The organism is Muricomes intestini, from assembly GCF_004346165.1.
Lineage (GTDB): Bacteria > Bacillota > Clostridia > Lachnospirales > Lachnospiraceae > Muricomes > Muricomes intestini.
In genome coordinates this window covers 80,274-93,696 of the sequence record NZ_SLZZ01000006.1, presented here as the reverse complement: position 1 = coordinate 93,696, position 13,423 = coordinate 80,274, and the positions used below count along the sequence as shown (strand labels likewise).

The 13,423-nt window shown below is 54.0% G+C and carries 12 protein-coding genes; all 12 read left to right on the top strand.

Translation table 11 applies throughout. The features are described 5' to 3' along the window. On the top strand, positions 1-378 hold the full coding sequence (locus tag EDD59_RS05965) for a hypothetical protein (protein ID WP_132379921.1): 378 nt from the start codon (positions 1-3) through the stop codon (positions 376-378). After that, on the top strand, positions 375-539 hold the full coding sequence (locus tag EDD59_RS17750; RefSeq protein WP_165920877.1) for a hypothetical protein: 165 nt from the start codon (positions 375-377) through the stop codon (positions 537-539). Before EDD59_RS05965 ends, EDD59_RS17750 begins: the two co-directional genes overlap by 4 nt. Before the next feature lie 18 nt (positions 540-557). Then, on the top strand, positions 558-3,413 hold the full coding sequence (locus tag EDD59_RS05960; protein WP_132379919.1) for a phage tail tape measure protein: 2,856 nt from the start codon (positions 558-560) through the stop codon (positions 3,411-3,413). Further along, positions 3,413-5,317: a distal tail protein Dit gene (locus EDD59_RS18075; RefSeq protein WP_243117354.1), complete on the top strand. Its 1,905-nt coding sequence runs from the start codon at positions 3,413-3,415 to the stop codon at positions 5,315-5,317. Before EDD59_RS05960 ends, EDD59_RS18075 begins: the two co-directional genes overlap by 1 nt. A gap of 4 nt (positions 5,318-5,321) precedes the next feature. Then, a complete protein-coding gene (locus EDD59_RS18070; RefSeq protein WP_165920873.1) occupies positions 5,322-6,695 on the top strand; it encodes a phage tail spike protein in 1,374 nt (457 codons plus the stop codon). An 11-nt stretch (positions 6,696-6,706) separates the two neighbouring features. After that, complete coding sequence (locus EDD59_RS05950; protein ID WP_132379917.1) at positions 6,707-6,901, top strand: hypothetical protein; 195 nt, start codon at positions 6,707-6,709, stop codon at positions 6,899-6,901. Between the two features lie 2 nt (positions 6,902-6,903). After that, positions 6,904-7,485 (top strand): hypothetical protein, encoded by a 582-nt coding sequence (locus tag EDD59_RS05945; RefSeq protein ID WP_132379915.1) that lies wholly within the window; start codon positions 6,904-6,906, stop codon positions 7,483-7,485. Further along, a complete protein-coding gene (locus EDD59_RS05940; protein ID WP_132379913.1) occupies positions 7,482-9,962 on the top strand; it encodes a glycosyl hydrolase family 18 protein in 2,481 nt (826 codons plus the stop codon). The genes EDD59_RS05945 and EDD59_RS05940 overlap by 4 nt, the downstream gene beginning before the upstream one ends. Positions 9,963-10,049: 87 nt before the next feature. Beyond that, a complete protein-coding gene (locus EDD59_RS05935) occupies positions 10,050-10,463 on the top strand; it encodes a phage holin family protein (protein ID WP_132379911.1) in 414 nt (137 codons plus the stop codon). Continuing rightward, positions 10,463-11,419 carry a GH25 family lysozyme gene (locus EDD59_RS05930; protein WP_132379909.1) on the top strand — a complete coding sequence of 319 codons (957 nt, stop codon included), beginning with the start codon at positions 10,463-10,465 and terminating at the stop codon, positions 11,417-11,419. Before EDD59_RS05935 ends, EDD59_RS05930 begins: the two co-directional genes overlap by 1 nt. A gap of 121 nt (positions 11,420-11,540) precedes the next feature. Next, the gene (locus EDD59_RS05925) at positions 11,541-11,753 is read left to right on the top strand and encodes an SHOCT domain-containing protein (RefSeq protein ID WP_132379907.1); all 213 of its coding nucleotides are present in this window, start codon (positions 11,541-11,543) and stop codon (positions 11,751-11,753) included. Positions 11,754-11,782: 29 nt separating this feature from the next. Further along, positions 11,783-13,342 (top strand): recombinase family protein, encoded by a 1,560-nt coding sequence (locus EDD59_RS05920; RefSeq protein ID WP_132379905.1) that lies wholly within the window; start codon positions 11,783-11,785, stop codon positions 13,340-13,342. The last annotated feature ends 81 nt before the right edge of the window (positions 13,343-13,423 follow it).

The following is a 13,423-nucleotide window of genomic DNA, read 5'->3' as shown; positions in this document are numbered from 1 at the left end:
ATGGCAGTGACGAAAACTATCACGATTGACGGGCAGCCAGTGACATTCAGAGCATCGGCTGCGATTCCACGCCTCTACAGAAACAAGTTCCACCGAGACATCTACCGCGACCTGAATGAGCTTCAGAAAGGCATCAGCGAGAACGACTCGGAAAATTCCAGTCTGGATACATTCTCGCTGGAGCTGTTCGAGAACATCGCATGGCTGATGGCAAAGCACGCGGATGCAGCCGTTCCGGATACGCCGGAGGAATGGCTGGACGGCTTCAACACGTTCTCGATTTACGAGGTGCTGCCGCAGATTATCGAGCTGTGGGGCATCAATACCGAGCAGCAGGTATCCGCTAAAAAAAACATCGCGCGACAGAGCGGGAAATGACTACCCCGCTCTTTCTTTTGCGCTGCGTGCAGATCGGACTGCATGTCTCGGAGCTTGACCTGCTGACCATCGGCACCGTCAACGACATGTACGCCGAAATGAGCAACGACGACTGGGACTACCCGGAAATCGCGACACAGGAAATGATGGATAGATTTTAATAGGGAGGAGGAATCCGCATGGCGAATAGAATCAAAGGCATCACCGTCGAGATCGGCGGCGACACCACTAAGCTGACCGAATCGCTCAAATCGGTCGACAAGCAGATCAGCAATACGCAGAAAAGCCTGCGGGACGTCAACAAGCTCCTGAAGCTCGATCCTGGCAATACGGAACTCCTCTCCCAGAAGCAGAAAGGACTTCAAACTGAAATTGCCGCAACTAAGGAGCGGCTTGAAGCGCTCAAGGAAGCAGCAAAACAGGCAGATCAGGCTCTTGCAAACGGCGACATGAGCCAGAGCCAGTACGATGCGCTTCAGCGAGAAATCGTCGAAACCGAGCAAGACCTCAAAAGCCTGACCAAGGAATATGAGAACTTCGGCTCCGTCTCCGCACAGAAGATTGCGGCAGCCGGTGAGAAGGTCAAATCCGTCGGCGAGAGCCTTTCCAGTGCTGGAACAAAAATGACGATGGGCTTCACTGCTCCCGTTGTGGCCGGAGCGACAGCGGCAGTCACTGCCTACGGCGACGTGGACAAGCAGTTCAACCTCGTCAAACAGACGATGGGCGACACAGCGAACTCTGTCGAGGACTTCGAGGGACTATGGGACCAGATCGGGACCTCCGCGAAGGAATCTGTCTACGGCATGCAGGACGCAGCCGACGCCACCTTGAACTTCGCGCGTCAGGGCTTCACGGCAAAAGAAGCAACCGACATGCTGACTCCGGCGATGAACCTTGCCGCGGGTACTGGCACGGATCTTTCCGAAACCACATCTGGACTTGGCAACGCCATGAAGATGTTCGGTGCGGACTCCTCTGAAGCGGCAAACTACGCGGACGTTCTCGCCAAGGCGCAGGCACAGGCGAACACCACGACCTCGGAGCTTTTCGAGGCAATGTCCGTTGCAGGGCCTATCTGCAAGACCGTCGGATGGGATGTGAAGGATCTCGCGACGATTACTGACGTGTTCGGAAACGCGGGCATTTCCGGTTCTGAAGGTGCGAACGCTCTGAAAACAGGACTCGCACGTCTCGCTTCTCCCGCCAAGGAAGGCGCGACGGCAATGGATCAGCTCGGGCTTTCCACCGGACAGACCTACGCCATCTTCAATGAAAACGGCACGCTCAAGGACATGCCGACCGTGCTGGCAAATCTGAACTCTGCGTTCTCCGGTCTGACCGATCAGGAAAAGCTGGAAGCCGCCGCTAATATCTTTGGCAAGGAACAGATGTCCAAGTGGCTGACGCTGATCCAGACCTCACCGTCTGAGGTGTCGTCTCTCCGCGACGCGCTCGACGACTGCGGCGGCTCGGCGGAGAACATGTCGAACGCCCTGATGAGCGGCACCGGCGGTACAATCGAGCAGCTCAAGTCCACCTTCGATGTGCTGACGGTTACCATCGGTCAGGCAGTCGCACCGGCGTTCCTGAGCCTGATGGAGAAGATCATCGACGTAATGAACGCTATCATGAACATGGACCCGGCGATGCAGAAAATGATCCTGGCCATCACCGCAATCGTGGCGGCCATCGGTCCTGTGCTGATCGTCATTGGAAAGATGGCGACAGGAGTCGGGGCATTGATGACGCTTGCGCCGAAGATCGTATCTGCAATCAATATAGTTAAAGGTGGCATGACTGCGCTCAACGCGGCAATAGCGGCGAATCCAATAGGTCTCATCATTACAGCAATTGGACTGCTCGTCGCGGCCTTTATTTACCTGTGGAACAACTGCGAGAGTTTCCGCAATTTCTGGATCAACCTCTGGGACAACATCAAGGAAGTCGCGATAACCGTCTGGACAGCGATCAAGGACTTCTTCACAACCATCTGGACTGCCATCAGTGGCGTGTTCACCTCCGCGATGAACGGCATCAGTAGCTTCCTGTCCGGCGCGTGGAACGGAATACAGAGCATCGTTACAACGGTGATGAACACCATCAGCACGGTGATTCAGACTGTGTGGAATGGCATCAAGACATTCTTCACCACAATTTTTACGGCGATACAGACTGTCGTCACAGCCTACTTCAATATCTACAAGACGGTCATTACCACCGTTCTTACAGCTATCCAGACTGTGGTGAACACGATATGGAACGCAATAAAGACTGTGATTTCGACGGTATGCACAGCCATTCAGACTGTCGTCACAACCGTCTGGAATGCCATCAAAACCGCGATTACGACAGTCTGCAACGGTATCAAGATCGCCGTCACGACCGCTTGGAACGGAATAAAGGCCATCACCTCGACCGTGTTCAACGGAATTAAATCCGTCGCGACCTCGGTATGGAACGGCATTAAATCAGCCGTGATGAGCGTCGTGAACACGATGAAGTCCGGGATTACCTCCGCCTTCAATGCTATCAAAAGCACGATCAGTGGAATCCTGAACGGCATCAAATCAACGTTCACATCGGTGTTCAATAACATCTGGAGCTTTGTCTCCGGCGTCGTGAACAAGCTGAAAGGCGTGTTCAACTTCAAGTGGAGCCTGCCGAAAATCAAGCTCCCGCACTTCTCGATTTCCGGTTCGTTCAGTCTGAATCCGCCGAGCATTCCGCATTTCTCTGTCTCCTGGTACAAGAAAGCGATGAACGGCGGCATGATCCTCAAGGACGCGACCATCTTCGGGCAGTCCGGGGGAACGCTCCTCGGAGGAGGCGAAGCTGGCGACGAAGCCGTGGTCGGCGTGAACAGTCTTAAAAACATGATACGGGAAGCCGTCAGCGAAACCGCCGGATACAATGGCCCACTGATCAATATCGAAACCATGAGCGTGCGCAGCGACGACGACATACGCAAAATCTCGCAGCAGCTCAACACCCTGCTTGTCGGCAGCCGCCGCGCGAAAGGATCGGTGATCTAATGGGATTCAAATTCAACGGCAGAACGAGCCAGAGCTTCGGCTTGGCGACCAGAATGACAAAGGAAATCAGAATGCCGGACTTCACCAACAACACGATCACCGTTCCCGGACGCGAGGGCGTATTCGACTTTGGCGAGACCATCGGCGAGCGCAAGATCGAAATATCCTGTTTCATCCCTCCTGGAAAATCCGATGAGGATTTTCTCGCCCGCAAGGACGAGATCATCGCGTGGCTTAATCCGGACATCGGGCTGTGCGATCTGATACTGGACAAGGAGCCGAACCGCGTGCACCGTGCGAGACTCGAGAGCGGATTCTCGTTTGACAAGGTCGTACGGAACTCCTGCACCTTCGATCTGACGTTCCTCTGTCCCGATCCATACGCCTACGCCGAAAACGACGAGACGTTTGAAATCACCGAGGCCGGGACGTTCTCGCTGAACCGGACACTCGGCAATGCCGATTCCCTGCCGGTCTATTCACTTACGGCGGACCTTGCCAAAGGCAAGAATGCGGTCGTCACGACCAACGGCAGCAGCCTGAAGATTGACGGTGCACTCTCCAAGAATGAGATTCTGGTGATTGATTCCTCGCTCATGACTGCGAAGGTCACGGATTCTGACGGCAATACGCTTCGCAACGGCCTGCCGCTTCTAGAAAGCCTTGACTTCCCGGCGCTCAAGGTCGGCGCGAACACGATCACAATTGAAGCCGACAGCACTACGGAGACGACGGTTCAGACGCTGAACTCGCAGAACAAGTTCACCGGGCAGGTTCCCGCGTCATGGGGAGCGGATGGTCTGTGGCGGTTCAATGAATCCGCGCCGGATTCCGACACATGCCTTGCGGACTCCTCCGGCAAAGACAGAAAGGCATCCATCAGTGGATGGAGCGGCACTACGGCTTCCCTGCAGGCAGGCCACCTTGGCAGGTCGTTCCGCATGAACATCAACAATCCCTCGACCGAGCAGACGTATCTGAAAGTCAGCAACGACGGCACGCTGTTTTCGAATATCGGCAAGACGATAGTAGTCGGCGGATGGTTCATGTCCACAACATACTCGGTCGGAAATACTTTCTGCCCGCTGCTCAATACCCGCCAGGGAACCGGCAACCCGATATTCTACCTATCACTGCATTCCGGCAATCCGCGCCTGATGCTCTACAATTCCTCCGGAACACTGATCCTCGATGAGGATTTCACGCCGAGCTTCACGCTAACAAACGGCCTGTGGTACTTCATAGTGGCGGTGATCAAGCCGGACGACAGGACAGCACAGTATGTGCTTGAATGCCGGAGCACCGGCGAAATCTGGATATCCGATGCGGTCAGCTTCACAGGTGACCTCAACCGATCCTGTACAGCCGACCTGATCTGGGGAATGCACGCCGAGACATACTGGTATGCGGGTAACTTCGACGACTGGTTCCTGAACTGTGAGTCGGATTTAACAGCGGACGACATCGCCCTCTGGTTTCAGAAGTCCCTGACGGCAAATGCGGCGGACTCGACGGCAGACGTGGACGGACTGATGACAGAGGACGCCGTGACACTCAAAGCAACGGACTCCGCCTACGCGACGAGCGGATACCTCACAACCGCCGCCGTGGAATACGGTATAGTGGGAAAATGCTATCTTTCCCTGACTGCCGATAAGCCGGCCGGTACAAGCGTCTCCGTTGAGACCTCCACCTCGGGTGACTTATCGACGTGGAGCGACTGGGCGACTCCCGGCGCGGACAATACGGTGCAGTCGGATTCTGCGAAATACATCAAATTCCGTGTGACGCTTGCCACAACGGATTCATCGGTAACGCCAATGGTAAAAAGCATCACACTCTCGACGCCCAGAGAGTCCGCGTTCAAGAAACTGACCATTCAGGCCCGCAGCAGATGGAGGTGATCCTGTGGCTGAGAAAAAACAACTAGCCGTTCTTGATCTGAACGGCGAACTGGAAGCCGTGCTGGAAAACGCCTACGACGTGATTATCACGGGCGAGATCAACGGCATCGACACGCTCGAATTCAGCCTGCCCTTCCGTGACGAGAAACGCAAATATCTGGAGAACGAAAAGCAGGTCAAGGTCGGCGATGACGCATACCGCATCCGTACAATCACCGATGAAAAAAACGAGCAAGGCACAGCCATAACCTCGGTCTACGCCGAGGCGGCGTTCTATGACCTGGGATTCTCGACAAAGAAAGCCGAGATCACCTTCAACGCGGACACCGCCGACGTGCCAATGGCATACGCGCTACATGACACTGGATGGACGGTCGGGACCGTCAACAAGCAAACCAAACGCACCTGGACCTGTCAGGAGAAAAACGCGCTCGCGATTCTGCGCAAAGTTCAGGATCTGCACGGCGGCGACCTGATCTTCGACAACGCGAACAAGACCGTAAGCCTGCTGACCTTCAGCGGCACGGACTCGGGTGCATTGTTCTGCTACAAGAAGAACATGAAGTCCATCAAACGCGTGATCGACACGCAGAGCCTGATTACCCGGCTCTACGCCTACGGCAAGGATGGCATGACGTTCGCGTCCATCAACGAAGGCAAGGAATATGTCGAGGACACGACCTACACCAATGAAATCCGCGTCTCGACGCTCGACTGCTCGAATTTCACCAATCCGTACCAGATGCTGGAATACGCCGAGATGCGTCTCGCCGACTATGCCACACCGAGAATTTCCTATGTTCTGAACGCAATGGATCTGTCCGTGCTGACCGGCTATGAGCATGAAAGCTGGAAGCTCGGCGACATCGTGACGGTCAGGGACGATGAACTGAACATCAGCGTCAAGACACGAATCGTCAGGCGCGAGTATAACCTCTTGGAACCATGGAATACAGTTCTGGAGCTGTCCACCACGCTCCGCGAACTCGGCGATTCCTCTTCGCAATGGGACGCTGCCGCTGACATGCTTTCCGGTGCGAACCTCGTCGATAGTCAGGAAATGAAAGACCTCGTGCCGTTCAACCATCTGCGCAACTCACGAGCAGACAGCGGACTCAATTACTGGGAAAACTCCGGCTTTGAGGTCGATGCAGAGAACGGCGTATCCGGCACGGCGTCCTTTAAATGTGAAGGTGCTCTGAATACGACGAAGAGTCTGACGCAGACCATCACTCCGGCGAACCGCGATAGCTATACCTTTTCCTGTCAGATCGCGTCCGACGATCTCAAGATGGGCGACAACGGACAGGTCGGTGTGGAAATTACCTTTGAGTACGAGGACGGAACCACCGAGACGCGGTTCATTGACCTGATTTAAGGAGGCGTGCAATGGCTTCATTTACACATATGGCGCAGGCAGTTTCTCCGCAAAATGGGCGCGTGAAAAAAATCCGCATTCGCGTCTGCGTGACCGACTGCACCGGAACAATCTATATAACCGACATGTTCCTTCAGGGCGGTTCCATTGCGACCGGCTGGGTGGGACATGTTTCAGAGATTCAATGGACGCAGGACGGTGACTGATTATGCCGATATTCACACGCTTTACAGAGACAATCAACAAGAAGGAAAAAAAGCGGATCGTCAGCATCACCGTAAAACCAACCGTCACAGACTGTACCGGGACCGTCTGGTTCACCGACCTCATGCTGCAGGAAACCGCGATGCTCTCAGGCTACGTAATCAACACAGAGACAATGCTAAAGAAGTATGCGACCGGCGACGAATATGCCATCACCGGAAAGCGCTTCTTCAATGGCATCGTCCGTGGCAGCGCGACCTGCATCATCTTCAATCTCGGCAAGACCTCAACTGGACTTGACTGGAAGGTCTATCCGAATCAGGACATGAAAGCAGGCAGCGTTTCGCTTGGCCTCGGCGCGGGAGCGCACAAAGCGATCTTTACGGATGCTGCAAGCGCGGGTGATGAATTATCCCTTCTCGCGTCAAGCCGCGAATGCCTGAAGAACGGCTCCGCAACCGCCAAGGACGGATTCTTTCAATATTCCGCCGCAGGCGACAGCAAGCACCCGGTCACTGTCGAGGAGAAGAAATCGGCAAAGCTGTATGTGGAGTTTCAGGAGATGGAGGATGGTGATGTGATATGAACAGGGATATTCTCAAAGGCCGCAAGTGCATGGTCTGGACGTTCATGGGAAACGCCCGCATGTACACCGCATTGAAGAATTACGGAGACCGCCTCTCTCAGGTAGGTCTCTTTTCTTTTAAGGTCGACGCGACCGGGACGATTACCGAAACCGGCGTGGCAATATCCGATATGCTGACCTACATCAATAAGTATCCGCATATCACGTGGCTCCTCACTGTCCGCAATGACGGAACATCGAGTGTATTTACTGCTCTTCGCGAGAATACAGACGGAGCGCAGGACAAGTTCCTGAGCGAGCTGCTGCGGATCATGGAGAAGTATCCGTGGTGCGCAGGCGTCGACATCGACCTCGAGCGCGGCGGCGATTACTCAACGCACGCCAAGTCGACCGCCATGTTCAAGAACATCTGGAACACGGTCAAGAATTATGACAGCACGAAAAAGGTCAATATCTGCCTTCCCGGAATGGACTCCGTCAACGGGTCGGTCGGCGGCGAGAACTGGTGCGTCTATGCTGACCTAAATCCATACTGCGATACGGCGGCGATCATGAGCTATGGAATGGCGTGGGCAGGAAGTGCTCCCGGACCAGTGTCACCCAAGGATTGGCTCGACGGAATCTATGATTACGCCGTTACCGCGATGACGCCTGAGAAGGTGTTCATGGGACTTCCGGCATACGGCTGGAACTGGCAGATCTACGATACGCCGGAGAATCTTGGGAAAACCTATCGCGGAACTTCGAACACCTACTACGCCGCCAAGAACTGGGTAACGGGCAAGTACAACTTCACGGACGACAAGCCGCCTCAGCCGTTCATCCCGATTTTGGCGTACTGGGATGACTACAACAAGGTACCATATGCGTTCCCGCAGGTCTACGATTTTGCGGAAGGTCAGGACGCTTCAAGCTACGAGTACCCGCTGATGACCGGAACCTACAACCGGCGAAGGTACCTCACTGCCTACAGCAAAACACAGAAGACCTCGTTTGGAACGGTCTATGTGGATCATGATGGCACGCCGGACAACTACACCGGTATCGTCTCTTCGGAGAACGGTATCGCAGTCATGGGTGACGAGGGAGAAGCGACATACAGCTTCTCCGTATCAAGCGCCGGAACATACGACATCGCTGTGAGGCTCTGCTATCCCTTCTGGGACAAGAACGGTATCTATATCAGCATTGACGAGACACAGAAGCACTTCACCGAATCGCGGCTCTGGTGGCCGTACTGGAGGAGCACCTTCTGGGCATCGCTTGTAGATGGCATTTCGCTATCTGCCGGGATGCACACCGTTACGGTATCGGTCGATGTGAAAGGTGTGCAGTTCTACGGGTTCCGCGTCTGCTCGGCATTCAGTGAGAAACCGTCCGCCGGATCAGCTTCGTTTACCCTGTCTCCGCGCCACTTCATAGACGTGGACGGAAACGAATGCCAGCCGGATAAGGGCTTCAAGCTCACGACAGAAGTCCTGCGCCGCAAGCCCGACTCCGCGCTCATCTGGTACGAGGACTTCGAGGACTACGGCATGCTCGAGACGAACTACTGGCAGACGTTGTCCGGCTCTTGGAAGGTCTGGCGGTCGGATGAATACTCCGAATCCAGAGTGTATTCGCAGCTCGACGGCAGCGGCCAATTTGCGTGGAACTATGACGGATTCAAGGACATCCACTTGAGAGCACGTCTTGCGTTTCCGTCCGGCAGCACCGGCAAAGCGGGAATCTTCTGCGGAAATCTATTCTGTTGCCTGAACTACGACAGTCAAGCCGTAGAGCTATGGAGCGGAGGCACGAAACTCGGAAGCTACTCTCAGTCCATTGCGCAGACACCAACCGCAACTCTTCGCACCGACCCGACGACCTACACCATCGAGATGCGGATTCGCGGCAGCACGGTTCGCGTCTATTCCGGTGCATCCAACACGCTCCGGTTCACGGCGACCGTCAGCGGATTCACCGGAGGAACCGCGGGCTACCGGTCTGACCAGAGGACTATCTGCGAGCTTCTCCGCATGGGCGACGCATGGACGTATGAGCCATATGAACGGTTCGACGTAACCTTCCCGGACGGCAGCGTCACGCAGTACGGGAAGATCAGCCGGAGCAATGTCACCTGGGATGATGAATTTCAGGTATTCACGCTGACAAGCGACATCGAGGAATCCGAAACCCGCTCTGATTCCATCTCGATGGACTACGAGTTCTACCACTCGGCGCAGCTCGACCTCAAATGTGGGAAGGACTACACGATTACGGTCACGCCGAAGGACATCGACATCTGGATTTCGCGGCTGTTCCTCGGAGACGCGGACGGGTTCTCCATCCTCTACTATCAGGATGTGGACTCTCTCGTCTACTGGGCAAACCAGGCCGCCTACCACTGGAACTTGCGCGGCATTGCGATCTGGTCGCTCGGGCAGGAGGATCTCCGATTGTGGGAGGCTTTGCCGAAACAGACGAACACCTCATAACTTCATAAATCACACAGTTTTCCAAGGCTGTCTGCAATCTCGCAGGCGGCCTTTCTTTTTGCTCAAAATCAAAGGAGGGACTTATCAATGAAGGAATTCTGGAACACTATACAGCTCATTTTCGCAGCCATCGGAGGGTGGCTCGGCTACTTCTTAGGAGGCTGCGACGGGCTGCTCATCGCGCTCATCATCTTTGTGGTCTGCGATTACATCACCGGCGTGCTCTGCGCTATCGCGGACAAGAAACTGTCGAGTGCAGTCGGCTTCAAAGGAATCTTCCGCAAGGTACTAATCTTCATTCTGGTCGGAATCGCCAACATCCTCGACATCCACGTGCTCGGTCACGAGGGCGTGCTGAGAACAGCGATCATTTTCTTCTACATCAGCAATGAAGGACTCAGTTTAACAGAAAACGCTGCGCACCTCGGACTGCCGATACCAGGCAAGCTCAAGGACGTGCTCGAACAGCTTCACGACAGAAACGACAAGGAGGAACAGTAATGGCATACAAGGGAATCGACGTATCCGTCTGGCAGGGAAACAGCATCGACTTTAACATGGTCAAAGCGTCTGGCATTGACTTCGTGATCATCCGCGCTGGATACGGAAACGGCAACAAAGACAAATACTTCGAAACGAACTACAGCAAGGCGAAAGCTGCAGGACTTCACGTCGGCGCGTATTGGTATTCATATGCTACATCCGCTGACGGTGCGAAGCAGGAAGCGAAATCCTGCGCATCTGTCCTGTCCGGCAAACAGATCGACTACCCGGTCTACTTCGACATTGAGGAGAAGTCACAGCTCGCGCGCGGACGGAATTTCTGCTCATCGCTTACCACAGCATTCTGCACGGAGTTGGAGAGCCGCGGCTATTACGCCGGATTCTACACCTCGCTTTCGAGTCTGAACTCCGTGGTGACAGATGCCGTGAAGAAGCGGTTCACCGTATGGGTGGCGCAGTGGGCGAGCAAATGCTCGTATCCCAGCGCTTACGGTGTCTGGCAATATTCGTCCAAAGGAAAAGTAAACGGCATCAGCGGGAATGTCGACATGAACTACTCCTACATCGACTTCCCGAGCACAATTAAGAACGGCGGATTCAACGGCTATGGCAAAAGCGCTACTGCCAATACATCAACAACGACCGTAAAGAAATCCGTGGATGAGATTGCCTCCGAGATCATCGCCGGTAAATGGGGCAACGGAGCTGACCGTAAAAAACGTCTGACAGCCGCAGGATATGACTACAATACTGTACAGGCGAAGGTCAACGAAAAGCTCGGTACATCCTCTAAAAAATCCACTGCCATCTACTACACAGTCCAGCGCGGTGACACGCTCTCCGGCATCGCCAAGAAGTATGGAACGACCGTGTCCGCGATCCAGAAGCTGAACTCCTCGCTTATAAAAAACGTGAACCTCATCCAGGTCGGATGGAAGATTCGCGTGAAATAACCACATCCCCTTCTCTGGCCCACTGGCTTTCCTTTATTTGGATTGACAGTGGGCTTTTTTTCGTCTCTGCTTCGTCAAAACGAGCCTCCCGCCTCCAGTGGAAAGCAGGAGGAGAAACATCATGACGAAGGAAAATAACTACTACACAGATGAGCGTATCCGCAGCGATCTCGATTATCAGCGGGCGCAGAGAATCGCCAAAAACATGCTTGATTCAGGCTTGATTTCCGGTGAGGAATTCAACAAATTATGCAACATCAATCGCAAAACATTCTCTCCCCTGTTCGTGGAAATATATCCGAAAATCACTTGCTATGTGTCCGAAACAGAGTGATGTATGGACACTGACAAGGAGGAAAACCAATGCGGAAAGTAACGAAAATAGAACAGACAAGCATTAAAAAAAACAAGTCAAAAAAGCTAAAAGTTGCCGCCTACTGCCGCGTATCTACAGACTCGGATGAGCAGCTTGAGAGCCTTGAAACCCAGAAAACGCATTATGAAAACTACATCACTTCGCGCAATGACTGGCAGTTTGCCGGAGTCTATTACGACGAGGGCATCAGCGGCACTGACAAAGCCCATCGTCCGGAGCTCAAACGGCTCATACAGGACTGCAGAGCTGGGAAGATCGACATGATCATCACCAAGAGCATTAGCCGCTTCTCCCGGAACACCACGGACTGTCTTGCGCTCGTCAGAAAGCTCCTTGAGCTGAACATTCCCGTCTGGTTTGAGAAGGAGAACATCAACACCGGTTCGATGGAGAGCGAGCTCTTCCTATCCATTCTCTCGAGCATGGCAGCAGACGAATCCCTTTCCATAAGCTTGAACAGCAAATGGAGCATCAAGAAGCGATTTGAAAACGGGACCTTCAAGATCAGCTACCCGCCATACGGGTACAACTGGGACGGCGAAACAATGACCATCAACCCTAAGCAGGCGGAGATTGTCCGCCGAATCTTCTCTGAAGCACTCTCCGGGAAGGGAATCGCTACCATTGCCGCGGAGCTTAACCGGGAGCAAATCCCGACGAAGCGCGGAGGGCACTGGAGCCCGTCAGGGATACGCGGAATGCTAGCAAACGAGAAATACTGCGGAGACTGCCTCTACCAGAAAACATGGTCCGATTCAGCCTACAAGCGTCACCTAAACCACGGCGAGCAGACACAGTACCTGCAGCAGAACCATCACGAACCAATCATCAGCCGCAAGGACTGGGAAGCAGCGCAGAAGCTTATCTCCCAGCGAGCTAATGAGAAGAACATCAGCAAAGGCAATGAAAAGTATCAGAACCGCTACGCTTTCTCTGGCAGAATCATCTGCGGCGAGTGCGGTGCTGCCTTCAAACGGCGAATCAACTACACCACGGACGGAAGCTACGCGGCATGGAGCTGCAAAACGCACCTTGCCGACAAGGACCGGTGCTCCATGCTCTTCATCAGGGACAATGATCTCAAGCTTGCATTCACAACCATGATGAACAAGCTCATCTTCGCGCACCGGCTGATCCTTAAGCCCTATGCGGAGAGCCTGAAGCAGAATTCGACAAGTCAGACGCTCATCCGCATACAGCAGCTCGAAACAAAACTCGCCGAGAACGCCGACAAGCGCAAAACGCTGACGAAGCTCATGGCACAGGGATTCATCGACCAGGTAATCTACAGCCAGCAGACCTCTGAGCTCCTCTCACAGGCTGACGGCGTCCGGAAACAGATAGACGCCTTGAAAAACACGACAAGCAGTGAAACCGCAGCTTTGATGCAAACGAAGGACCTTCTGCATTTCGTCGAAAAAAGCAAAATGCTGGAGGCTTTCGACGACCGGATTTTCACACGGTTCGTTGAACGTATCGTCATCCACTCACGACACGAGGCGGCGTTCAAGCTCAAGTGCGGGCTCACGCTCACGGAAAGGATGTGAAAAACCATAGGACATACTCCATACGGATACAGAATCGAAAACGGCAAGGCAGTCATAGACGAGGATAAAGCCAAACAGATA

Coding starts and splice junctions, on each gene's coding strand:
- EDD59_RS05965 (WP_132379921.1), top strand. CDS start 1: ATGGCAGTGACGAAAACTATCACGATTGACGGGCAGCCAGTGACATTC.
- EDD59_RS17750 (WP_165920877.1), top strand. CDS start 375: ATGACTACCCCGCTCTTTCTTTTGCGCTGCGTGCAGATCGGACTGCAT.
- EDD59_RS05960 (WP_132379919.1), top strand. CDS start 558: ATGGCGAATAGAATCAAAGGCATCACCGTCGAGATCGGCGGCGACACC.
- EDD59_RS18075 (WP_243117354.1), top strand. CDS start 3,413: ATGGGATTCAAATTCAACGGCAGAACGAGCCAGAGCTTCGGCTTGGCG.
- EDD59_RS05950 (WP_132379917.1), top strand. CDS start 6,707: ATGGCTTCATTTACACATATGGCGCAGGCAGTTTCTCCGCAAAATGGG.
- EDD59_RS05945 (WP_132379915.1), top strand. CDS start 6,904: ATGCCGATATTCACACGCTTTACAGAGACAATCAACAAGAAGGAAAAA.
- EDD59_RS05940 (WP_132379913.1), top strand. CDS start 7,482: ATGAACAGGGATATTCTCAAAGGCCGCAAGTGCATGGTCTGGACGTTC.
- EDD59_RS05935 (WP_132379911.1), top strand. CDS start 10,050: ATGAAGGAATTCTGGAACACTATACAGCTCATTTTCGCAGCCATCGGA.
- EDD59_RS05930 (WP_132379909.1), top strand. CDS start 10,463: ATGGCATACAAGGGAATCGACGTATCCGTCTGGCAGGGAAACAGCATC.
- EDD59_RS05925 (WP_132379907.1), top strand. CDS start 11,541: ATGACGAAGGAAAATAACTACTACACAGATGAGCGTATCCGCAGCGAT.
- EDD59_RS05920 (WP_132379905.1), top strand. CDS start 11,783: ATGCGGAAAGTAACGAAAATAGAACAGACAAGCATTAAAAAAAACAAG.